This window comes from Streptomyces sp. NPDC017056, assembly GCF_044332485.1.
In the GTDB taxonomy this organism is placed as follows: Bacteria; Actinomycetota; Actinomycetes; order Streptomycetales; family Streptomycetaceae; genus Streptomyces.
The window spans coordinates 12497-35666 of record NZ_JBIRPD010000016.1; the positions used below are offsets into that span (position 1 = coordinate 12497).

Sequence of the window (23170 nt, forward strand, 5' to 3'; positions counted from 1 at the left end):
GTGCGTGCCTTATATATAGGGGCCGCCGCCACCGTGCCTTATATATAGGGACGTCGTTACGGGGCCGTGGGCGCGCTCGCGAGGCGTCAGCGTACCCCCCAATTAGGGCGCCGCCCCACCCACCCCGGCACTTGACCGTTAACAGTAGGATCAACGCCTGCGTCGGGCCATGGACTTGGTCCGGGGGACCGTCGAACCAACGGGGGCGGTCCGAGACTGCGAGATGCATGAAGGACTGATGCCTCGGTGAGCGTTGTCATCGTCAAGCGCCCGCCCCGCGCGCTTCCACCGGATATCCCCAGTGAGGAGTTGACGCTCGAAGCTCCGCCGGAGCTGCCCCGCGAGGGCGAAGACAACATGCTGATGAACCTCATGCCGATGATGGGCATGGCGGGTTCGGCAGGTTTCTTGTTCATGGGCACCCAGCCGTTCATGAAGATCATGGGCGGCGTGATGGTGGTTTCCACCCTCGCGATGGCTATTGTCCAGATCGTCAAGGCCCGCCAAGGGCCTTCCGGGCAAATGCTCCAGGAGCGCCAGGATTACCTCAAATACCTGGCGCAGAAGCGAAAGGAAGTACGGCGCACCGCGCGCAAACAGCGCGACGCACAGCTTTTTCTCCACCCGGACCCGGGCCAATTGTGGTCGATCGTGGCCGAGGGCAAACGGGTGTGGGAACGCCGTGCCTCCGATGCCGACTTCGCACAGGTACGCATGGGGCTGGGCCCGCAGCAGCTGGCAACTCCCCTGAAAGCCCCGGAGACCGCGCCGGTCGACGAGCTGGAACCGCTCACCGCGCACGCGATGAAGGAATTCCTCGACAAGCACGGGCATCTGGAAGAGCTGCCGCTCGCGGTGTCGCTGCGCGCCTTCTACCACCTGACGATTTCCGGCGACCCGGACACGGTGTACGGCTCGGCGCGCGCCATCGTCGCGCAGCTGTGCACCCTGCACTCGCCGGAGGACCTGGTCGTCGCCGTGGTGGCCGCGCCGGGCGCGCAGGCCGAGTGGGAGTGGACCAAGTGGCTGCCCCACGTGCAGGACAAGACCACCGACGGCGCCGGCACCCGGCGTCTGGTCGTCGGTGACCTGGGCGAGATCGAGGAACTGCTCGCCGACGAGCTGGAGGGCCGCGGCCGCTTCAACCCGCAGGGCACGCCGGTCACCGACACCCCGCACGTGGTGATCGTGCTGGACGCCGGCGAGGTGCCGATGGACTCGGTGATCGCCGGGGCCGAGGGCCTCCAAGGCGTAACGATCCTGGAGGTCGTGCCGGGCGACCTGGACGAGATCCGGGGCGGCCTGGCCGTCCAGGTGTGGCCGGGCAAGCTGGTGCTGGAGTCGGCGAGCGGCGCGGTCTACAACGGCACCGTGGACACCCTGTCGGTCGCCGAGGCGGAGGCGCTGGCGCGCCAGCTCGCGCCGCTGCGGGCCGGTTCGGGCGCCGACGGCGAGGAGCCGCTGCTGTCCAACCTGGACTTCACGGACCTGATGAACATCGGCGACGCCGGTTCGGTGGAGGTCTCCCGCACCTGGCGTCCGCGCACCCTGCACGAGCGGCTGCGCGTGCCGATCGGTGTCGACAAGGACGGCCAGCCCGTCATGCTCGACATCAAGGAAGCCTCGCAGGAGGGCATGGGCCCGCACGGCCTGTGCGTCGGCGCGACCGGTTCCGGCAAGTCCGAGGTGCTGCGCACCCTGGTGCTCGCCCTCGCGGTCACCCACTCCTCGGAGACGCTGAACTTCATCCTCGCGGACTTCAAGGGTGGCGCCACGTTCACCGGTATGTCCGAGATGCCGCACGTGGCGGCGGTCATCACCAACCTGGCCGACGACGTCAGCCTGATCGACCGCATGCGCGACTCGATCACCGGTGAGCTGCAGCGCCGCCAGGAACTGCTGCGCTCGGCGGGCAACTACGCCAACATCACCGACTACGAGAAGGCCCGCGCGGCCGGCGCCCCGCTGGACCCGCTGCCCTCGCTGGTGATGGTGCTGGACGAGTTCTCCGAGCTGCTGACCGCCAAGCCGGACTTCATCGACATGTTCATCCAGATCGGCCGCATCGGCCGTTCGATGGGTGTGCACATGCTGCTCGCCTCGCAGCGCCTGGAAGAGGGCAAGCTGCGCGGCCTGGACACGTTCCTGTCGTACCGGCTGGGTCTGCGGACGTTCTCCGCCGCCGAGTCCCGTACGGCGATCGGCGTGCCGGACGCCTACCACCTGCCCAACGTGCCGGGCTCCGGCATCCTGAAGTACGACACCGAGACGATGGTGCAGTTCAAGGCCGCGTACGTGTCCGGCCCCTACCGCGGGCCCGGCGCCGGCGGTGGCGGCGGTGGCGGGCGTACGACCCGGATGCCGGTGCCGTTCACGGCGTCGCCGGTGCTGGCGCCGATCGTCGAGGAGATCATCGCCGAGGAGCCGTCGCTCACGCAGCAGCAGGACGACGCGCTGGCCGACACCGTCCTGGACGTGATCGTCCAGCGGATGCAGGGCCAGGGGCCGCCGGCGCACCAGGTGTGGCTGCCGCCGCTGGACGAGTCGCCCACGGTCAACCAGCTGCTCCCGGCGCTCGCGGTCACGCCCGAGCGGGGCGTGCACGCCCCGGAGTACACGGCGCTCGGCAAGCTGGTCGTGCCGGTCGCGCTCGTGGACAAGCCGTTCGAGCAGCGGCGCGACGTCATGTACCTGGACTTCTCCGCCGGCGCCGGTCACGGCCTGGTCGTCGGTGGCCCGCAGTCCGGCAAGTCGACGCTGATCCGCTCCGCCATGGCGGGCTTCGCGCTCACCCACACCCCGGCCGAGGTGCAGTTCTACTGCCTCGACTTCGGTGGCGGCGGCATGCTGGCCATGGAGGAGCTGCCGCACGTCGGCGGCGTCGCCTCCCGGCTGGACGCGGAGAAGGTCCGCCGTACGGTCGCCGAGGTCGTCGGCATCCTCAACGAGCGCGAGGAGTTCTTCCGCTCGAACGGCATCGACTCCATGGGGACGTACCGCCAGCGGCGCGCCGCCGGTTCCTACCCGGACCAGAAGTGGGGTGACGTCTTCCTCGTCATCGACGGCTGGGGCACGTTCAAGACCGACTACGAGCAGCTCGACCCGGTCATCCTGGACATCGCCAGCCGCGGCCTGGGCTTCGGCATCCACCTGGTCCTCGGCGCCTCCCGCTACACCGAGGTGCGGCCTGCGCTGCGCGACCAGCTGCTGAACCGCGTCGAGCTGCGGCTCGGCGACCCGATGGAGTCGGAGTTCGACCGCAAGCGCGCGGAGAACGTGCCGATGGGCCGCCCCGGCCGCGGCCTGTCCCCCGAGAAGCTGGACTACCTGGCGGCACTGCCCCGTATCGACGGCGTCCAGGAGGCGGAGAGCCTCAGCGACGGCATGGCGCACCTGGTGGCCACCGTCAAGGAGCACTGGCAGGGCGCGCCCGCGCCGAAGGTGCGGATGCTGCCGACGCTGCTGCCGGCGAGCGACCTGCCCAAGGGCGGCGACTACCCGGAGCACGGCATCGCGATCGGTGTCGACGAGACGACGCTGTCGCCGGCGTTCATCGACTTCGAGACCGACCCGCTGCTGGTCATCTACGGCGAGAGCGAGTCCGGCAAGTCCGCGCTGCTGCGTCTGATCGCCAAGCAGATCTCGGAGCGCTACCCGTCGGACAAGGCGCTCATGGTGGTCTCCGACTACCGGCGCGCGCTGCTCGGCGAGATCCCCGAGAGCCACATGTACAAGTACTGTGCCGCGGGGCCGCAGCTCCAGGAGGTCATCACCGGGCTGGCCGGTTCCCTGGGCCGCCGGATGCCGGGGCCCGACGTCACGCCGGAGCAGCTGCGCAACCGCAGCTGGTACGACCTGCCGGACGCGTTCGTGATCGTGGACGACTACGACCTGGTGGCGACCAGCAGCGGCAACCCGCTGCAGCCGCTGCTGGAGTACCTGCCGTTCGCCCGTGACCTGGGCCTGCGCCTGATCCTGGCGCGCAGCTCCTCGGGTGCGGGGCGGTCCTCGTTCGAGCCCGTGATGCAGCGTACGAAGGAGCTCGGTGCCCAGGGTCTGATCCTTTCGGGTGACCCGGGCGAGGGCCCGCTGATGGGCAACATCAAGGCGACCAGCCTGACGCCGGGGCGTGCGCACTTCATCACGCGCAAGCGCGGGGCACAGCTGGTGCAGACCGGATGGCTGCCCGCGCACAGCGGCTGAGGCCCTGTGCAGCGGCTGCGGGCCGCCGGTGACAAGAAGACGGTGGGGCGCTCCTCCTTCGGGAGGGGCGCCCCACCGTCGTTGCGAGCGGGCCGTCGGCCGTGCGCGCGGCCTCAGCCGAAGGCGCCGTGGCGGCCCACGTCGGGGGACGGGCCCTTGGTGCCGGGCCGCTGGGCATCCGGGGTCTCGGGCGTCGCTCCCGGCTCGTCCTGGCCCGCGGGGGCGGCCGGTTTCGCCGTCGGCTGGGCCTGCGCCTTCGGCGTCGCCTCGGCGGCGACCGCCTCGGCCGCCGGCGCTCCCGTGCGCCGGCCCTTGGCCACCCCCGCGCCGCCCCGCGCGCTCTTCGGGTCACCGGCCTGCGGCGGCCCGAAGGGGTCGGGGCCCTGAGGCGCGCCGGAGGCCGCCCACCGCGCGGTCAGCGGAGGCCGCTGGCCCTGGCCGCCCTTGCCGCCCTTGCCGCGGAAGGCACCGCCGAGCGATGTGGCGAGCTGCCCCAGCGCCATGAAGCCGTACGCGGTCTGCGAACCCGACGACTGCGAGCCGTCGTCGCGGGAGCCCGCCGCGCCGGAGTCGTGCGCGGCGGATTCCGCGCCCTCTCCCCCGCCGCCGTGCGCCCCCTTGTCCTGGGAGGCGGCCGCGTTCTCCAGGTCGGCGGCGGCCAGTTCGAAGACCGGCAGCGTCTCGTCGACGGACCGCTTGAGCCGGTGCCAGTCCGCGGCGAACGCCTCGCCCGCCGGGCCCTGCCAGTTGGCGGCCGCGGCCTTGCCCACCTGCCGGTCCAGGTCCCGTACGAGGCCGTCCAGGTGCTTGCCCATGTCCCGCCAGCCGGCCGCCGCTTCGTGCAGGGCCCGGGGATTGCGCTGTTCGGTCACCGGGCACCCCGGATCGTCTTGACGAGTTCGTCCTCCGCCGCGTCCGTCGACACGGCGGTCTCCTTGAGGCCGCCGGCGACCTCCACCAGCCGCTCCCGCAGCTGTCCGAGGGCGCGCTCGGCCTGCTCGTACAGCTCCAGGTACGGGCCCGCCGCCGCGCGCGAACCGAAACCGTCGCACAGCGCCTCGGCGTCGCTGCGCCGTCTGAACGAGGTCAGCTGACGGCCCAGGTCGTCCGCGGATATCTCGAACTCGGTACCGAGCTTGTGCAGCTCCTCGGTACTGATCCGGACCTCGTCTGACATCTTTTCTCCCCGAATTGATTGGCGCGGCTCGAATGACGCCGCTCGAATGGCGCGGCGGCCCGCCGGACAAGGCCCCAGGTCTAGCACACCCGCATTGCGGCCGGCGGCCGCGTCCGAACCGGCCGGACGGCAACGCGGAAGGAATGAAAAGGGACCAATATCCCGCAATGCCAACAACCCTCCTTGACGAGTCGTTCACATCCGTCATTAGACTCATGACGCCGGTGCAGCACACGCGGTTGCTGTGCCACGGAGTTCCCTGGGGGAGATGACATGAGCGGCAACAGCGGCATGGGCAATGAGCGGCAGATCCAGGACGAGGACCTGATGGACGTCGCCCAGGACCACGAGCAGGCCCACCGGCTGCGCAAGGCCCTGCAGACGCTGGCCACCAATCCCAATGTCGGCGGAAAGCTCCAGGAGATGGCCCAGGAGGTGCTCTCCGGGCGGATCGGCATGAAGGACGCCATCCAGTCCGAGGACTACATGGGGGCGATCGGCGACCGTATGAACGAAATGCGGCGGGCCGCGGAGAACCAGACGCAGGCCGAGCGGGAGGCGTCCCGCGAGCAGTTCGCGAAGTGGCAGAAGGAGCAGGAGGAGCAGGAGGACCGGGAGCGCGCCGAGCGCGACGGCCCTTCGGGCGCCATCGTGACGGGGCCGCGGCGCGGCGGCCGGAGCCACCGGGACTGAACCGCCCCCAATTCGGCAGCACGTTCTCCTGCTTGTCCGCTCTCTTGATCGGCATTGCTAATGTGCACGCTCGCGTGCCGGTGAAGCGCACGGGGGAGAGAGCGGAGCAAAATGCCACATATTCGGGTGCTCGGTAAGGGTGCGAGGATCACGGCGGGGACGTTGTGCCTGCTTTTCTTCCTGCACACCCTCGTGTGGCTGGGCCATGATCTTGTGGCAGCCGGTCCCGCCGCTTTGTGGGATTTCTGGACCGCCGGCCGGGCTCCCGGTTCCGGTGCTTCGCCCGCCGCCGTCTATCCGGTGACGACTCCGTACGACGCGGGTCTCGTGGTGCTGCAAGGCGCCGCCGTCTGGACCGCTTTCGCCGGGCAGCGGACGGCCGGCGGAATGCTCGCGGTGGCGACGGCGCTGACGTTCTCCGCCCGTCTACAGGCCATCGTCAGCACCGGCAGCCACACCTCGACCGATCGCTGGTTCCTCGGCATGGGCGACGGCGACGACACGACCCTCATGAACGTCTTCCTCTCCTCGGGCGTGGTGGTGCTGCTGGCCTTCGTCACCGCCGTCGTACTACTGGCGGGCATGCGCTCCTGGCCGCCGCTGAACGCGGCACCCGGTACGCCCCCGCTGCGCCCCGCGGGCCCGGCCGGTGCGGTGTCCGCCGTCGCGCTGGGCGTGTTCACGCTCGGCTGCCTGTGCTGGATCGGCTACACACTGACGCAGTCCCTCGGCGGCACGTACGGGGCCCCGCTCGAAGCCCTGCTCCTCGGCCGCGGCCTGCTCGTCGGGCTGCTCGGCCTCGGGACCGGCTGGGCCTGGCTGACCTACCTGCCGCTGTACGCCGTCGGCGCGCTGCTGGCCGCCACCCGGCGGGTCTCCGCGCGCGGCTTCACGCTCGGGCTGGCGTTGATGCTGCTGCCGGTCGCCTTGCTGAACATGTGCGCGTACCTGCGTACCGGAACGCTCTTCGAACTGGGTGACATCGCCCCGGGCGCCGCGCTGCTGGGCAGGGCGCAGACGGTGGTGGAACTGGTCGGGTCGGTCGTGATACTCGCCCTGATGGGGCGGCGCGGCGAGCCGGTCCTGCCAGGGATGCCGGGAACGCCGGGGCCTGTCGGCGCGCCCGGCTTCGGCGCCTTCGGAATGCCGGGCCCCGGCGCTCCGGTGCCCGGCGGATACCAGGCAGCGCCGCCCCCGCCGGGGTACGCGGGCCACCCGGCGCCGGGCGGATACCAGGCGCCCGGCGGGCATCCGGCGCCCGGCGGTTACCCGCCGCCCCAGGGCGGCTTCGGCCCGCCGCCCACGGGCTGAACCCGCCGCCGGGCGGCGGTAGGGCCGGGTGTCAGAGGCGGATCGTAGGATCGGCCGGGAGACAGCGGACCGGGCGACGGACAAGCCGGGCAGTACGCACGACACGCGGCGATCCACGACGGTGGAGGGCGAAGGATTCATGGGGGACGAGGAATTCATGACCGCCTCGGACGAGGAGCGCGGCAGCACGGAGGGTTACGCGCCGCATCCGCACATCGGCGGCCGCACCACCGTGCTGCGGGCGCTCGCCGCGTGGCGGATGCAGTGGCCCGGCGCGCCCCGCGTCGTCGTGCTCACCGGGAGCCCGGGAAGCGGGCGTTCGCGCCTGGTGACCGGCTTCCTCATGCTGTGCGAGCCCGAGTACCGCAAGCGGCTGCCGCTGGACGACCTGGACCCGACGACCGTGCCGCCCGACCTGCCCGCACCCGCCGTCCCCGACCCCAAGGGGCTCACCGCCGACCAGTTCCTGTGGGCCGTCGCCGATCACTTCGGCCTGGACGCCACCCGCACCGCGGACATCGTTCCCCGGCTCGCCGCCGCGGCGGACCCGGTGACGATCGTCGTCCCGGACGTCGACCGGGCCGGCCCCGTGCGCGCCGCCGGCGAGCCCGCCCGCCTCGTACGGGACGTACTGAAGCCGCTCGCGGCGGCCGACAAGGTGCAGCTGCTCGCCGACGTGCCGCGCGCGCTCGCCGCCGAGCTGGTCGAGTCGCTGCCGGCCGGCCAGGGCCAGGTCATCGACCTCGACGACGCGCGCTGGGCCGACCCCGAGGGGCTGGCCCTCCAAGCGGAAACGATGCTCGACCCGCGGTTCGGGGCCCCGGCGCTGCCGTACACGGAAGATCCCGTCGCGCGCCGGGCGCTCGCCGAGACCGTCGCGGAGCGCGCCGCCGGCAGCCGGCTGACCGCGCAACTCGCCGTGCAGTGCGTCCTCATGCAGCCCGAGGGCTTCGACCCGGCCGACCCTTCGCAGCTGCCGGGCAGCGTCGGCGAGGCCCTGGACCTGCACGCCCGGCGGCTGGGCGCCGACCCGCAGACGCTGCGCCTGATGCTGGCACCGCTGGCGCTCGCCGAGGGCGACGGGCTGCCCGTCGGCCTGTGGGGCCCGCTGGCCAACGCCGTCGCCGGGCGCGACATGAGCCAGGACATCGCGGCCGGAATGCTGCTCGCGGGGCCGTTCGTCGAGCCCGTCGAGCTGCCGGCGGAAGGCGCGGCGGAGCCGCACGCCGACGGCGGCGCCTCCGCCGTCCGTACGCTGCTGCGGCTCGCGCACCCCGGCATCGCGGACGCCGTACGGGCCGGGCTGGCCGACCCGCGCGACGCGCAGACGCGCATCGCCATGGCCCTGCTGGAGGCCGTGCCCCAGCAGGACTGGTCCCGGGCCGACCCCTACGTCCGCGACCACCTCGCCGCGCACACCCTCGACGCCGGTCTGCTGCCCCAACTGCTCACCGATCCGGGGCTGTTCGTGCACGCCGACCCGGTGACGCTGCGCGCGGCCGTCGAGGCCGTCCCGTACGAAGCGCTGGGCGCGCCCGCCCGCACGTACCTGCGGACGGCTCCGCTGCTCACCCGGTCCGAGGCGCCCGCCGCCGTCCGTGCGGCGCTCCTGGAGACGGCCTTCGTCGAGGACGGCCTCGGCCCGTACGCGGACGCGCTGCACGCGCTCGGCCTCGGCCTGCCGTGGCGCACACTGTGGAGCGTGCCGCTGCCCGGTGTCACCGGCGTCACGGCCGGCAGCCTGCCGCAGGTTACGGGCGGCGGGGACACGGCGGGCGCCCCGGCTTCCGCCACCGCGCTGCCGGTCGCCGTTTTCCTCGTCCCCGAAGGCACCCCCGGCGCCCGTACGGTCACCGGCGAGGACGCCGGAACCGGCGCCTCCGCCGTGCTCGTCCACCAACTCCTGGGGCCGGAGTACGTGGACGCCGACCCGGCGCAGGTGTCGCGCCCCTCGGAGGAGGCGCGGGTGGCGGCACCGCTCGCGCTGAGCCGGGGCGCGGACTACCTCCGGGTGTGGGACCGGCAGCGCCGGGAAGTAGTGGCCGCGCTGGTCAGCGACACTCCCTTCGTGGGGGCCGACCTCTCACCCGAGGGCGTCCTCATAGTGGCCACGGCACGCGGCGTCAAGGCACTCCACATCCCGCTGCCGCCACCGGTACCGGCACCGGCCGGCGACGCGGCCGCGGCTCCGGAGCCCCCCGCCGGAACCGTCCCCGCCCCGTCCCCTCCCGCCGACCCCGACCCCGCACCCGCACCCGCACCCGCACCCGCACAACCTGCCGAACCCCCCGCCGGCCCGCACGGCCGCGAAGGAGACCGCTCGTGATCACCCAGGCGCAGGCCCACGCCACCGCCGACCGCTGGCTCAACCCCGAGGGGCAGCAGGGCCGGCCGCGCCAGGTCGGCATGCAGGAGTTCGACCTCGGCTGGGTGGTGTGGGCCGTCCCGCCGCCGCCGGAGGTCGATCCGGCGACCGGTCAGCGGCGGCCGCCGGCGGAGGTGGGCAGCGCCTGCGGCGTCGTCGACCGCGCCAGCGGCGAGCTGACGGTCTGGCCGTCCGTGCCGGTCGACGAGGTCGTACGGATGTACCGGCAGAAGCACGGCGCGGGCGGCGGGGCTCCCGCGGCCGCCTCCGCCGAACCGCCGGCCACCGGCCCCGGCAACACCGCCGTGGCGACGTACAACGACCCGGCCAACGGCGAGGAGACCAACCTCGTCCGGGTGTCGGCCCCCGGCCTGCCGCCCGCCGAGTACCAGCTGGCCGAGGAGCTGCGGCGCATCGGCGTGCGCGGCGAGGACGTCGGCGCGGTCCACACCGACCTGCGCCCGGCCCTGCTGCCCGGCGGCTACACCGGCGACTTCGTCTTCCGCGCCTTCCCCAACGCGCAGTTCTCCTGCACCGAGGGCTACGGCATGGCGCCCGAGGAGCGCGCCCAGGGCGTCGCCGGGCTGCTGCGGCACGTCGAGATGATGCACCAGCTCGCCGGCCAGCAGCCGCCGCCCCGGCCGCACCGGCTGCCGGTTCCGCCGGCCGACAGCGTGCCGCGCGCCGAGCCCCTGCGGGACGTGGCGCTCGGCAAGCACCTCGCCGAGGTCTTCGGCCCGCAGGGCGTGGTCAGGCCGGACGCCGACGACATCGCGCGCACCCAGCTGCCCGAGGCCGCCAAGAAGACACTGACCTGGGCCGGGCTTCCCGTACAGGTGCCGTACTTCTTCACCGCGGACGAGGCGGGCCGGCCGCCGGCCGGGGGCCTGTTCACCGACGCGGCCACCCATCTGCGGGCGATCGGCACGCAGGCGTCCGAGGGCACGCTGGCCAACCTGGCGGGCCACGTCCGTATCGGTACGGACGGCGGCTACGCGATCACCGTCCAGTGCACGGCGCCGGAGGACGGCCAGTCGCTGATCGGCGCGGTCTGGGCGGTCCAGACGTCCACGGGCGGCGGCCGGTTCGTCAATGCCTCCCTCGCGGGGTTCCTGCGGTCGCTGGCCCTGCTGACGACCACCCGGCAGCAGACGCGGGGCATGGACCCGCGCGCGGCGGGGGCGGCGGTCGCCGCCTTCCAGGAGCAGCTGGTCGCGATCGACGCGTGGTCCCTGGACGACGCCGGCAACTGGTGGTCCCTGATCGTCGAGCAGATGTGGCACGGACTGTTCTGACCGGCCGGCCGCTCGGGGACGGAGCACAGACTCCTACGCCCCGGGCGGCCCGCTCAGGGCAGCAGCAGCCAGTCGGCCGCCAGGGCCGCCGCGAGGCCGAAGCCCAGCAGCCAGGTGCCCAGGCGCGTACGGCCGTGCCGGCTCAGCTCGATGACGATGCCGCACAGGATCAGCGCGGCGCCGTACACACCCACCACCAGGACCGACGTCCGGCTCGCGAGGCGGACGACGAGCACCACCGCCATCGCGGCCATCAGCACGGAGGCCAGTACGATGCGCACCCGCCGCGCCTGACGGGGCGTCAGACCGACGCGGGTTCCGGGCAGGGGCTGTTCATCGGCGGGTGCGTCCATGAGCGGGAATGGTACGGGACTGCTGTTCGGCTCCGTACGGCTGCGCTTCCCGCTACGTGAAGACGCGTTCCCTCGCCACGTGCATCGCTGGCGCAGCGCCACGTGCATCGCTGGCGCAGCGCCACGTGCATCGCTGGCGCAGCGCTACGTGAAGAACAGCACCGCCCCGGAGAGCACCGCGCCGATCAGCCCCGCGGCCATCAGCCCCATCAGCACCGTCCGCAGCACACCCGGGCCGACCGAGCGCCACGCGTCGTCGAAGGAAGGCGTGCCCCGGAAGCGGTAGCCGGTCACCGTGCAGAGCACGCCCATGACGAGGACGACCAGCCCGCCGCAGAGGCACAGCACCCCGTTGGCCAGCCGGTTCCAGCTGTGCTGCACATAGCTGGAGCGGCCGACCTGGCGGACCTCGATCAGGTCGCCCTCCTTGAACTTGTGCCAGGAGTCCACACTGGCGTTCAGGTCCTTGGTCTTGCCGTCGTCCGACCGGAACGTGCCGTAGCACTGGATGTCGCGCGTGCGGTTCCCCGAGTGCTGCTTGTTCGCGTAGTGGTAATCCGTCGCACACGCCTCGACCGTGATCTTGCCAGGGCTGCCGTCCACCCACACCGAATACGGGCCCACATAGACACCGATCGCGATCAGCATGAGCCCGGCCAGAAGGACACCCGCACCGATCAGCCGCCCCAGCACGCGGTTCACCCCGGCCGACACACCCGGCGCATTGTTCACACTAGACGCAGGGGCAGTGCCTGACCTGGTGTGCTCCGACTGTGCTGCCATGGTCAGCGATCCTTTCCAGGGGCGTGCGTAGGTGCAGGACATGCGATGCGCGCGCGGCATGCGGAACATGCCGCCCGCGCGGGGTGTACGGGCTTCCGCGACGTGCCGAGCCTACGGCCCGAAGGCACCCGCCCGGTCGGCCAGGCGGTCCGCGGTGTCACCCGTAATGCTGCAAAAAGAAGAAGACGGCTGCACCAAGGATGCCCACCCCGGCAACGGACAGCAGCAGCGGGCGCAGCACGGCCCCGCCCGGCAGCCCGTCCCAGCTGTCACCGAACGACCGCCCCCAGCGGGCACCGAAGCCGGTCAGCAGGCAGAACGTGCCCGCCGCGAGCATCGGCAGCGCGAGGAACACCCCTGCGGCGGCGCCCCATGCCTGCGGCCACCCGGCGGCCGTGAACGTCACTCCGTCACCGGTTTGCACGGGGACCCGCGCACCCGGCCGGTACACGGTATCGGGATGAAACGTTCCGAATCCGCCCTCAGGGGCATCGGCGCCACCGGCAGGGCCGACGCCCCCGTCGGCACGAAAGGTGCCCGTACAGGTGACGGTCCTGCCGACGTGACGGCCGCCGCCGCCTGCCTGGTAACGCTCGTGACATTGCCCGACGGTGTACGTCCCGCGGGTGCCCGCGTAACCCGCCGCCAGGGCCGTTTGCTTGGCCGAAACGGCGCAGACCGTCACCCCGAGCACCACGAGAACGAGGCCGACGGCGCGCCCGAGCACGTAGTGCGCGGCGTTGCGGCGACTGGTTACCACCGCAAGCCCCCGGCGCAACGACCCGAGTGCCGCGAGCAGCGTACGGGACGCCTTCGGATGCGACATCAAACGATCCCGTCGACGAGCAGGGCGGCACCGGCAGCGAGCGCGGCCAGGCCGCCGGCCCCGGCCAGTACGACGCGGACCGCCGCGCCGCCGGGCACCCGACGCCAAGCCTCCCGGAACTTCGGGCCCCGGCGGCTGCCGAACCCCGTAAGGAGACAGAACAGGCCCGCGACCAGCGCACACGCCGACACGCACACGAGCGCCAGGCTTCGCCAGACCCACTGCTCGTCGATCATGACGAACCGGTAGTCCGTCTTCTGGACCGCCAACTGCTTCCCCGGCTCGAACTTGGCCGCGGCCTCGACCGTCGCGTCCTCGACGGTGACGCCGCCCTCGTCGGCATGGAACGTGCCGGCGCAGATGTCGACGGGCCGGGCGTGCCGGTGGCGCGACGAGCCGACGCGGTGGAACTCCGTATGGCATTCCCGGACGGTGAGCGTGCCCGCTGTGCCCTTGTGGCCGTTCTCGTAGCCCATGTCCTTGGCGGTCACCCCGCCGAAGAACAGCCCGGCGAGGACGAGACCGGCACCGACGACCCTGCCCGCCGAGGACGACGACCGCCCAGAGGACGGCGACCGGTCTGAGGAGGACGACCGCTCTGAGGACGGCGACGGACTTGAGGAGGACGACCGACCCGAGGAGGACGACCGGCCGGGCGGGCGCGGGCGCTTGAAGGGCTGCGTTGGCATGGAGGGACCGTGTTGCTGTGGAGGACGGATTTGAAGACGGATTCGAAGTTCGAGGACGGATTTCCGGACTGCCCGTCGGCCGTACGACCGAGCCCGCACGCCGCATGGGGCGCGCGGTCCGCACGTTGCACGGGGCACGCGGTCCGCACGTTGTACAGGCCGGGCGGTCCGCGCGTTGTACAGGGCGGGCGGTCCGCGCGCCGTATGGGGGCGCGCGCGGCCGGTTGACGGGACGGGTACCGAAACTTAACCACCTCTTTCCCTGCCCGCACCACTCCCCTCCCACCCGCCATTCCGAGAGTCACCAACGGACCCAGTACGGTCAATCCCCCCGAATTCGATCCGCATTCGATCGGACCCCACGCCCCCTGGGCGCCACACCACCCCCGCACCGACGCCCCATTGCCACCGCTTTCGACGCCGCTGTCCCCTCGCAAAGCCCCGCCGCCAACCCGACGGCGGCGTCTACTGGGCCGCCTTGACATGGCTGCGTTAAGACCACATAAAGTGGTCACGCTGAATGTGTCGAGAGTGCATCGCGCCCAAGCGCGAATGACGGGGGTCGTAATGGCGGACAAGGCATTCGACGTAGATCCTGACGTGCTGCGCACACAGGGGCAGGCGTTCGTGAACATCGGCACCGAGTTCGGCAAGGCAGCCAAGAAACTCAAGGACGACCTTGAGGGCCTCGGAAAGCCGTGGGAGGACGCCGGCTTCGGCGCGGTCTTCGACACGATCTACACACCGATCCGTGACGGCATGTTCGAATCCATGGATTCCCTGGGCGAACGCCTCGAAGACATCGGCGACAAACTCCAGGGCATGGCGCGCACGTACACGGCATCCGACGAAGAGGGCGTCCACGTCGTCAGCTCGGTCCACCGCCCCGCCGTCTGACCTCACGCGCCACGTCCGTACGGCGCTCCGGCGCGCGTCTCAGGGCTCGCGGCGCACGGCTCACCACAGCCGCCCACCACGGCCGGCCCGCCGCGGACGCCGGCTTCACCTCCCCCTCCCCCGCCCTCGCTCCACTCCACTCCACCCCACCCCACCTTCCTGATCAGCACCAACATCCCAACCAAGATCACTCCAGCCGCATCCGGCTGCAACCGCACGGGGGACGATCACTGTGTCACTGACGCTGCCGAGCGAGGTCGCCTGGGTCCTCGGGCTTCTCGGGTACGACTGGCCGGAGGCCGACGAGGACGCACTCTTCAAGTGCGCCGAAACCTGGCGGAACTTCGCCACCCAGGTCGAACAGGCAGCGTCACAGGGCACGTCCGCGGCACAAGAGGTGGTCGCGGCCAATACGGGTGAAGCCGTCGAAGGATTCACCAAGGAATGGGGCGCCTTCTCCGGCGGCTCCGGTTCCGACCACTATCTGCGCGACGCCCAACTCGCCGCCGAAGTGATCGCATTGGCTTTCGACGCGGCGGCCATCGCCGTCCTCACCGGCAAGATCGCGATCATCGCCCAGCTCGTCGTCCTCGCCGTCGAACTCATCGCCGCACAGGCCGCCGCACCCTTCACCTTCGGCCTCTCCGAAGCCGGCGCGGCGGGCGCCACGCAAATCACCCGGGTCGCCGTCCGCGAGATCCTGAACAAGATCAAACAAGAGGTCGTCCAGGCCGCCACCAAGGCCATGGAACACGCGACGATGGACGCCGTCAAAAAGATGGCAAAGAAGGCGGTGTCCAAGGAAGCCCGCAAACTGGCGATGGACTACGCCAAGAAGACGGTCAAAGACACGGTCAAGGAGACCGTCAAGGACAAGGTCGTCGAAGAGGGCAAAGCCAAGGCCACCGAAGCCGCCACGGAAATGGGGCAGAACGTCGCCCAACAGGGCATCGAGAACCACTTCGGCGCGCGCGACGGTATCGACTGGGGCGAAACCGCCGACATCGGCAAGGAAAAGGCCGGCGAATACGTCGACGGCCTCAAGGAAGGCGCCCAGAGCCTCGCCGACCCGCAGACGTACGTCGACCACGCCAAGGAAGACCTGACCAACCGCGGCCTAGCAGCGGGCCAACGACAGGTCGACAACCGCACCGGCGGCGCCGCCACCCGCCACCAGGGCGTCACCGACAGCGCCACGGACTCGGTGCGCTCCGTGTTCGGCTGAACGAAAGCCGACCGCGGGCCCCGGGCGCTCACTCACGTACGCCCGGCCTGCTCGCCGCGAGCTAACCCTCCCCGTCCGGCACTCACCCAGCCTCTACCGACCCAACTACCCCTCAGCCGAAAACAGCACGAACATCACCACTGCTGCTCCCGGCGCAACCAGTTGCGTCCCCCTTTCCCTCTCCTCCTGCCTCTCCCCTGGCACGCTGAACCCCCGCCCGCACCTTCGCAGCCACGGCGTTGCCCCCCGACTCCCTCACATCGTCGACGACACGATCGCGATGAGTCGCGGGATCGGCAAGACCGGCCAGCCCGCCCTCTCTCCCACCGTGTCCGTCCTGCTGGCCGGCGATGTACTCGCCCGGCTTGAACGCCCCGTTCTCAACCACACCAAACTGTTCCCCGAACTCCTCCTTAGCGCCGCCCACCACCTCCCGCACATCGATGCCCTTTCGGGCACCGAACCGGGCTTCGACCCCCTGCTGCACGAGGTTCTGCCCGGCCCCGGTCACGATCTCCGTGGCCTTCTCCTTGGCGGGATCGACGACGACGTCCCTGACCGCCTTCCTCGCGTAATCCACAGCGAAATTCTTGACCTGTCCTCGTACCAGGTCCGAAGCGATCTTCTTTACACCCTTCTCGGCAGCTTCCGCCATAGCCTTGGTGACTGCTTCGACAACCTTCCGCTTCAGCTCGTCCAAGAGCCGCCGCACGATGAGCCGGGTAGCCTGCGTCACCCCCAGCGCACCCACCTCGGAAAGCCCGAGCGTGAACGGAGCGGCTGTCTGCGCCGCAATGAGTTCGACGGCCAGGACGACGAGCTGCACGATGACTTCGACTTTGGCCATGAGAACCGCGGCCGCCGCAACCTCGAAAGCGATGCCCACAACATTCGCCGCGATCTGCGCATCGGCAAAGTACGACCCGGGCCCACCCGAGAAATCCCCCCACGCCTCGGCAAAGCGCCCCACCGCGTCTCCGCTGTTCACGGAAACGACCTCCCCCGCGGCCGCCCCACCCCGCCCATCCGTCAAACCGACCTGGACAGCGAACTCCAGCCAGGCTTGCCCGCACTCCGCGAGCTTGTCCTCATCCGCCTCGGGCCAGCTGTACCCGAGCAGGTCAAGCACCCATACGACCTCACCGGGAAGCGTCAGCGCCACAGGTCACCCCCAGGGAGAGGCATGCGCATGCGACACCTGCCCGACGAGCTGCACGCTGTCCCGCTCCGCCGCCTCATACCTTCTCGCCATTTCCTGCAGGTTCTCCCCCATCCCCTCCAACCGCTTCCCGAGCGCATCCATGGACTTGAACATGCCGTCCCGGACCGGCTCGTAAATCATCGCGAACGTCTCCGCGAACCCGGCGCCCTGCCACGGCTCACCCAACCCCTCCAATCTGTCCTGCAGCCGTTTCGAAGCAGCACCGAACTCCACGCCAATTTCGACGAATTCACTCCCCCGACGCCTGACGACATCCGAATCAACGTCGAAAAACTTCTCCACCACATCGCCCCTTTCCCCGAGCGCACAAGTCCCAACAGGAGGCACGAACTACAATCCCGCCCCCTGACGTACCGCGCCGCGAGCCTTCCACGCCGCCACCACACGCAGCAAAGCCCCGAGCCCTCGGAAACCCTCCGCCGCACGCTCCGGCCACCCGACCAGCCGGATCCTTTCCCCACCCCATCCAAAGACCTGAAAAAACCTTTACCGCACGGAAATCAGGCGCCCCTGCCACAGCACCACCAGATCCCCCACACCCCGGCCAGCCTCCCACCCCACACCTAATACGTTCATAGCAAGTCAGTTACGGACGCCCCACCAAACACAAACACACCCCCAACCCACCCCAAACTGTCACCACTCATCCGAGCGAATACCTCGCATGCCGCTGACGACTGCACCATCCCCGCCGCCCGCCCCGCACAAAAGGGGCTCGGCTGCTGCCGGTACGGACCGAGCTGCCGCGGCGGCGGTCCGGCATTGCTGTTCTTATTGCCGTCGGGAGTGAGCGCCGTCTTCGTCAGCCGGTTGGCGACCTGGCCGGCGGTGAGGCGCGGGAACGCGGACCGTACGAGCGCTGTGGCGGCGGAAACGTAGGCCGCGGCGCAGCGAGATGGCGATCATGCTCACCGGTGTTAGGCGTAGCGTTCGAGTCGTTCCCGCGTCGCCTTCGCCTCATGGTCGGCAGTGCCCCCACCGGACGCGAAGCTCTTCCCCGGCAAGACGTCCCGTGCTCTGTTTCCACACGTCCTTGGCGCCGAGCGCCTCAAGCGCCCATTGCCCGGCCCTGATGTAATACGCCGAAGCAGCCGACGCGGCAAGCCCCTACCAAACGCAATCGCGTGACCGCTCTTCCGGAACATGAAGAGGCCCGCAGCCAAAAGGACTGCGGGCCTCATGTCACTGGACGTCACGCCGAGCGCGCACGCCAGCGGCGACTACTGCGCCGGAGGCTGCTGCGGCGGGTACGGATACGCTCCCGGGGCGCTCGGCTGCTGCTGATAAGCATTGGGCGGATACGGCGCCCCACCGGGCCCACCCGGGCCTCCCCAACCACCAGGCCCACCAGGGCCACCGGGCGGAGGCCCGTTACGGCGGTTCTTCTTCTGACTGACAACCACAGCAATGACGATGATGGCAATAACAACCAGGACGCCTACACCAACACCGACAAGAACCCCGGTGCTGATGCCAGCGCTCTTCTTGTCACCAGCCTGCTGGTTGCCACCACTGGCGGCGTTCGCGCTGCCGGGGCCAGAAGAGGGCTGCGCTACAGGCGCCTTCAGCGGACCGTTCTTGGATCCGGCAGGAATGTCTTGCGACAGAGCCCGCAGGGGGCGGATGAAGCCATACCCATAGAAGGGGTCGGGTAGCTTCGTGCCCTCCATGCCCGGTGGCATTCCGGCGGTTTTCACCAAGCGATTGGCAATTTGGCCGGCGGTGAGGTTGGGGAACTTGGAGCGGAGCAGAGCCGCAGCAGCCGAAACGTAAGCGGTGGCGTCGGAAGTACCTGACGCTTGCCTATAAGGCTTGGAAGCAGCAGCAGACCTGATGTGTACACCAGGGGCTGTCAGCATCAACGCCGATCCGTGGTTGGAATCCTCCCACGGTCGCCCGTTAGCCCCTACCGCTCCTACACCGACGACGCCCGGTGACGCAGCCAAGGGGCTGAGTTCCTTGCCCTCATTGCCGGCACCTGCCACCAAAAGCACATCCTTTTGGACAGCGTACGCAATGGCTTGCTCATCCACCCCGGTGAGACTGCCCGGCGCAATCGACATGTTGATGACGGTCGCCCCAGCATCAACGGCATACCGGATTGCGTCACCCAGGTCAGCGTCCCCCGTTCCGTTTGCAAACGTGGGTAGAGCAACGGGAAGGATCTTGGCGTCAGGGGCAAGCCCCTTCACTCCGTCTGCATTGCCGGGACCATGCCCATGGGCGGCAATGATCGAGGCCATGCTCGTGCCGTGATCCTCGGAAGTCTCCTGGTCGGCAGCGGGCACACCATCGATGAAGCTCTTACCCTTCAGGACGTTTCCCTGCAGGTCAGGATGCTTACCGTTGATAGCCGTGTCGATTACCGCGACCGTGACACCCTTGCCTGTGGCCTTCTGCCACACCTGCTCAGCTTCGAATGACTCCAGTGGCCACTGTGCGGCCCTGGTCTCATCTGCAGCGGCAACCGGCGCGGTGCCGAAGAGCAAGGCTCCCGTCACTGCCACGCCGCCCACCGCCCGGAGCGCTCGAGCGAAGCTCATGCCCTAACAACACCTCTCGCTGACGTGATGGGGCCCGCGGCCCGAAGACCGCGGGCCCCATCATGTTCTGCCGGCTACCTAGCCCCGGCTGGGAAGACCCTACTCAATGACCCTGGGGGCCACGTTACGTTGCGTCGTCCAGGTCTCCTCGTCCTCTACGAGGTAGTCGGGACGCTGCCCGTTGTTCTGATCCTTGTCCTTGCCCTTGCCGCCATGCGCGCCGGGCGCTCCGGCCATCGGGCGCCGCCCTTCCTTGGCGCCCTGCTGCGTGCCGCCCCGGCTACGGTGCAGGCCCGAGCCGCCCTGGGCTCCGCCTCCGGCCTTCTTGCCGGCGCCGCCCACGACCCCGCCCTTCTGGCGGGCGAGAGGGCCACCGCGACCAGCGGCTCCCTTACCGCCGGCGCCACGTCCCGCGGCACCGGCCGCACCACCCATGCCCGGCGTGCCACCGGTTCGCCCGGCGCCACGCGCTGCACCACCGGCTCCAGCGCCGCCCTTGGCTGCGCTTCCGCCCTTGGCCGTGCCTCCACCGGTGCCGCCGATACCGCCGACCATCCCGGGTGCACCGCCGGAGGAACCGAGTCCCCCAGCGCCGAGGCCTCCGCCACCGCCGCCACTGAGGCCGCCGGTTCCGACTCCGCCGCCCAGGCCGGGGCCGCCTGGCGTGCCCAGACTCTTGCCGCCACCGAGGCCGTCAAGTCCTGTGTTGACGTTCGGCATCGGCTTCGGCGTCGGCGTCGGCGAGGTTCCGATACCGCCGCCGATGCCCTTCGGGCGCGGCGGTTCCAGAGGAGTAGGCGTCTGGTAGCCACCCCCCTTGAGCCCCGGAACCTTAGCTCCGCCACCTCCGGGCTTCGGTGCGGAAGGTGTGGGACCGAAGCCGCCGATGCCAGGCAGAGGGCCGCCTCCAGCACCTGGGTCCTGATGCGAAATTCTCTCATCTTTGTCGATGATTGCAGGCTTCATCGACGCGCTACCCACCCGATAAACCGTCGCCAACTGCTCCATGTAATGAGCAGCCTCCAGCTCCCGCTCCCTGTCGAGCGACAGGTTGGTGCGGTTCGCGTTCATGGCGTCGTAAATGCTGGTCTTCGGGTTTCCGAGAGCTTTGTTCAGACCGGAGTCGTCACGGCCGTCGCCCGCTCCCAACAGCTTGGCGGCGCCACCGACCACAAGACTGCCACCCGGGACCACCGCCCCGATAGCGCCCGCCTTCCCGGTGTCGGAGTGCGCCAAGTCATAGAGCCGGTCGGCCTTCCGCTCCAGCCAGGAAGGCTCCTCGACCGCTTCTACCAGCTTCTTGACCGTGGCGAGGCGCTCGCTGATCTGCTCCATGATGTGCCCCGTGTTGTGGGGGTACGGAGCGCACGCTGCGAAGTTGTTGCTGATCTTCTGCGCTGCTTTGGCGAACGCTTCCGCGCTCGCGCCGTGCCAGGACTGGAGGACCTTGGTGACAGCGTCGTCGAACTGCTTCTTGATGCCGCTGTTCCAGTCCTCGCCGACCAGCGAGACCCGGACCTTCTTCCAGCCTTCGGCGACCTCGCCGACCGTCTCCGGGCTGGCGTTCTGCACCATCTTCTTCAGCTGGTGGAGCCGTCGTCCGGTGAACTGAGGGCGGCTCTCCCCGATTTCGGTCGGCGCCTCCCTGTTGTCACCGGACGACGCCTGCTTGCCGTCCGTCTCGTAGCCCTTCGGCACCTTGATCTCTGCTGGCTTGAAACCAGAGTCGTCCGAGGCCATCAGCCGTCCCCCATTCCCTTTGCAATCGTTCTTTGAGTGTCACTGCCATGAGAACCGTCAGCCCATTTTGACCTTGTTCTCGGCTTCGGCGTCCTGGTAAGCACCCCGCGTCTTGTGCGACTTCTCGCCGAACTGGTTGACCAGGTTCTCGATCAGGTCGACCAGGCCCTCGATGGACGCCTTCATCTTGTCGTGAGCCGCATAGAGCTGCGGTGCCTCTTTGAAGTCCTCGCCCAGCGCGCCCTTGGGCAGGTAGGTGCTGTTCTTCGAGTGGCTCTTGGCGGAGCCCATCTCCTTGATCACGTGGTTCAGTTCCTTCACCACCTGATCCAGTGCGTCCAGGTCGACGCCGTACTCTTGATTCCTGCCCATGATCAGGCCTCCCCGTGTGTTCTGATTCCGGTCTTGCGGCGCCAGTCGCGGAGGGCGATGGAAGCGCCTACGACCGCGGCGACGGCTAGGGCGCCGCCGCCGATGATGTAGATGGCGATGCGGGTCTGCCGTTCCTCGGGGCTTTCGCCGATGCTGAGGACGGCCGGTTGGATGTTGGCGCCGGTGCTGGCCGGGTTGGAGTTGGTGTCCGGCCTGGGTTCGGCGGTGGGCTTGGTGTCGTCGTTCAGGGCCGCTACCGGGTCCACGACGCCCCAGCCGATGTTGTGGTCGCGGTCTTTACGGACGCGTTCCGCCGTCTTCTCCAGCTGCCAGATGACTTCCTTCGGCGCCCATTTGTCGTGCTGGGCCTTGTGCTTGCCGATGAGGAGTGCGGCGGCGCCGGCGGCGTAGGGGGCGGCGAAGCTGGTGCCCTGGTCGACGCAGTTGCCGCCCTTGGGGACGGTGGAGACCATGTCCACGCCGGGCGCTGCGACGTCGACGAAGGAGCCGGCCTGGGAGAAGGGGGCGCGTTCGTTGTTGCGGTCGGATGCCGCGACGGCCATGACGTTGCTGTTCGGGAACGCGGCGGGGTACATCTCCTTCTCCGCGCCGGTGGCGCCGCCGTTGCCCGCCGAGGCGACGATCAGGACGCCTGCCTGCTCGGCCTTGTCGACCGCAGCCCTCAGGGTGGGCAGGAACCTCGGGTCCTCGCCGGTGCCCTGGGAGATGTTGATGATGTCGACGTTTGCCTTGACGGCGGCGTCGATGGCCTTGGCGAGGTTCTCCGCGGTGCCGGCCTTTTCCTTGTCCGTCTGCTGGAGCGGGAGGATCTTGGCGCCGGGGGCGATGCCGTAGAAACCGGAGTCGGGGGCCGGCTGGGCGGCGATGATGCCGGCGACCTTGGTTCCGTGGCCGACCTGGTCGTCGGTGGCCTTGCCGCCCGTGAAGCTCTGTCCGGCGGAGGCCAGTGACGGCTTCACCTGCTTGTTGCCGGCGTCGACGCCCGTGTCGATGACGGCGACCTGTACCCCTTCGCCATTTCCGTACGCCCACATCTGCTTGGTGAGCAGACGCTGGAGGGACCACGGGGTTTCTTTGATGTTGTCGGCACCGAAGTTGCACTGTCCGCTGTTCAGCGGCACGTTCGTGTCCGCGAGAGCCGGGGTGGCGGTGGTCGCGGTCAGGCCGACGGCGCAGACCGCACCGGCCAGCGCTACCGCCGCTCGACGGCGGTGACCGGCTCGGTGGCCATTGGCGCGAGGTCCCACGGGATGTCTGCTCTCCATGTGTGGCGGATTTGGTGGAGGTGCGGAGGAGGGGCGGCAGGGGGATGTGGAGGGGTGGGGGGAGGTGTGGAGGGAAGGGTAAGGGTGGCTGGACCGCGTAAGGGCGGGCGCACTGGTGCAGCGCGCCCGCCCTCATTCACTACTGTGCGAGCCTTCGTGGCTGCTCAGCCGTTGTGCCGTAGCTGTCTCT

The 23170-nt window shown here is 70.0% G+C and carries 19 protein-coding genes; 7 read left to right on the forward strand and 12 right to left on the reverse strand.

All coding sequences use genetic code 11. From position 1 onward, the window contains the following. Nucleotides 1–246 precede the first annotated feature (246 nt). The gene (gene eccCa, locus ACH4OW_RS27020) at nt 247–4203 is read left to right on the forward strand and encodes a type VII secretion protein EccCa (protein WP_398030405.1); all 3957 of its coding nucleotides are present in this window, start codon (nt 247–249) and stop codon (nt 4201–4203) included. Between the two features lie 113 nt (nt 4204–4316). Here the strand turns inward: eccCa and ACH4OW_RS27025 are convergent, their stop codons facing one another. Both ACH4OW_RS27025 and ACH4OW_RS27030 read right to left on the reverse strand, forming a co-directional pair. Next, complete coding sequence (locus tag ACH4OW_RS27025) at nt 4317–5075, reverse strand: WXG100 family type VII secretion target (RefSeq protein ID WP_398030406.1); 759 nt, start codon at nt 5073–5075, stop codon at nt 4317–4319. Further along, entirely contained in the window at nt 5072–5380 is a 309-nt protein-coding gene (locus ACH4OW_RS27030; RefSeq protein ID WP_398030407.1) for a WXG100 family type VII secretion target, read from the reverse strand. The genes ACH4OW_RS27025 and ACH4OW_RS27030 overlap by 4 nt, the downstream gene beginning before the upstream one ends. A gap of 273 nt (nt 5381–5653) precedes the next feature. Here ACH4OW_RS27030 and ACH4OW_RS27035 point away from each other — a divergent pair, with 273 nt between their 5' ends. From ACH4OW_RS27035 to ACH4OW_RS27050, 4 genes are all read left to right on the forward strand, one after another. Next, nucleotides 5654–6073 carry a hypothetical protein gene (locus tag ACH4OW_RS27035; protein WP_360137761.1) on the forward strand — a complete coding sequence of 140 codons (420 nt, stop codon included), beginning with the start codon at nt 5654–5656 and terminating at the stop codon, nt 6071–6073. 300 nt (nt 6074–6373) lie between these two features. Further along, nucleotides 6374–7384 carry a hypothetical protein gene (locus ACH4OW_RS27040; protein WP_398030408.1) on the forward strand — a complete coding sequence of 337 codons (1011 nt, stop codon included), beginning with the start codon at nt 6374–6376 and terminating at the stop codon, nt 7382–7384. A gap of 139 nt (nt 7385–7523) precedes the next feature. Beyond that, the gene (locus ACH4OW_RS27045; RefSeq protein ID WP_398030409.1) at nt 7524–9710 is read left to right on the forward strand and encodes an ATP-binding protein; all 2187 of its coding nucleotides are present in this window, start codon (nt 7524–7526) and stop codon (nt 9708–9710) included. Then, nucleotides 9707–11044: an SUKH-4 family immunity protein gene (locus tag ACH4OW_RS27050; protein WP_398030410.1), complete on the forward strand. Its 1338-nt coding sequence runs from the start codon at nt 9707–9709 to the stop codon at nt 11042–11044. Before ACH4OW_RS27045 ends, ACH4OW_RS27050 begins: the two co-directional genes overlap by 4 nt. A gap of 53 nt (nt 11045–11097) precedes the next feature. Here the strand turns inward: ACH4OW_RS27050 and ACH4OW_RS27055 are convergent, their stop codons facing one another. The 4 genes from ACH4OW_RS27055 to ACH4OW_RS27070 form a co-directional block, all read right to left on the reverse strand. After that, nucleotides 11098–11397 carry a hypothetical protein gene (locus ACH4OW_RS27055; protein WP_360137749.1) on the reverse strand — a complete coding sequence of 100 codons (300 nt, stop codon included), beginning with the start codon at nt 11395–11397 and terminating at the stop codon, nt 11098–11100. Nucleotides 11398–11541: 144 nt separating this feature from the next. Further along, the gene (locus tag ACH4OW_RS27060; RefSeq protein WP_360137746.1) at nt 11542–12099 is read right to left on the reverse strand and encodes a hypothetical protein; all 558 of its coding nucleotides are present in this window, start codon (nt 12097–12099) and stop codon (nt 11542–11544) included. 238 nt (nt 12100–12337) lie between these two features. Then, nucleotides 12338–12958, reverse strand: coding sequence for a hypothetical protein (locus ACH4OW_RS27065; protein ID WP_398030411.1), 621 nt, complete (start codon nt 12956–12958; stop codon nt 12338–12340). 47 nt (nt 12959–13005) lie between these two features. After that, nucleotides 13006–13497, reverse strand: a complete 492-nt coding sequence (locus ACH4OW_RS27070) for a hypothetical protein (RefSeq protein ID WP_398030412.1) — start codon at nt 13495–13497, stop codon at nt 13006–13008. Between the two features lie 765 nt (nt 13498–14262). Here ACH4OW_RS27070 and ACH4OW_RS27075 point away from each other — a divergent pair. Continuing rightward, entirely contained in the window at nt 14263–14592 is a 330-nt protein-coding gene (locus tag ACH4OW_RS27075; RefSeq protein WP_398030413.1) for a WXG100 family type VII secretion target, read from the forward strand. A 232-nt stretch (nt 14593–14824) separates the two neighbouring features. Beyond that, on the forward strand, nt 14825–15817 hold the full coding sequence (locus tag ACH4OW_RS27080; RefSeq protein WP_398030414.1) for a PE-PGRS family protein: 993 nt from the start codon (nt 14825–14827) through the stop codon (nt 15815–15817). Nucleotides 15818–15929: 112 nt separating this feature from the next. Here the strand turns inward: ACH4OW_RS27080 and ACH4OW_RS27085 are convergent, their stop codons facing one another. From ACH4OW_RS27085 to mycP, 6 genes are all read right to left on the reverse strand, one after another. After that, nucleotides 15930–16946, reverse strand: coding sequence for a PE-PGRS family protein (locus ACH4OW_RS27085; protein ID WP_398030415.1), 1017 nt, complete (start codon nt 16944–16946; stop codon nt 15930–15932). Between the two features lie 36 nt (nt 16947–16982). Beyond that, the gene (locus tag ACH4OW_RS27090) at nt 16983–17321 is read right to left on the reverse strand and encodes a WXG100 family type VII secretion target (RefSeq protein ID WP_398030416.1); all 339 of its coding nucleotides are present in this window, start codon (nt 17319–17321) and stop codon (nt 16983–16985) included. Between the two features lie 938 nt (nt 17322–18259). Next, on the reverse strand, nt 18260–19582 hold the full coding sequence (locus ACH4OW_RS27095) for a S8 family serine peptidase (protein WP_398030417.1): 1323 nt from the start codon (nt 19580–19582) through the stop codon (nt 18260–18262). Nucleotides 19583–19681: 99 nt separating this feature from the next. Next, nucleotides 19682–21322: a hypothetical protein gene (locus ACH4OW_RS27100; RefSeq protein WP_398030418.1), complete on the reverse strand. Its 1641-nt coding sequence runs from the start codon at nt 21320–21322 to the stop codon at nt 19682–19684. Nucleotides 21323–21379: 57 nt separating this feature from the next. Continuing rightward, complete coding sequence (locus tag ACH4OW_RS27105) at nt 21380–21694, reverse strand: hypothetical protein (protein WP_398030419.1); 315 nt, start codon at nt 21692–21694, stop codon at nt 21380–21382. Nucleotides 21695–21696: 2 nt separating this feature from the next. Further along, the gene (mycP, locus tag ACH4OW_RS27110; RefSeq protein WP_360137716.1) at nt 21697–22962 is read right to left on the reverse strand and encodes a type VII secretion-associated serine protease mycosin; all 1266 of its coding nucleotides are present in this window, start codon (nt 22960–22962) and stop codon (nt 21697–21699) included. Nucleotides 22963–23170 lie beyond the last annotated feature (208 nt).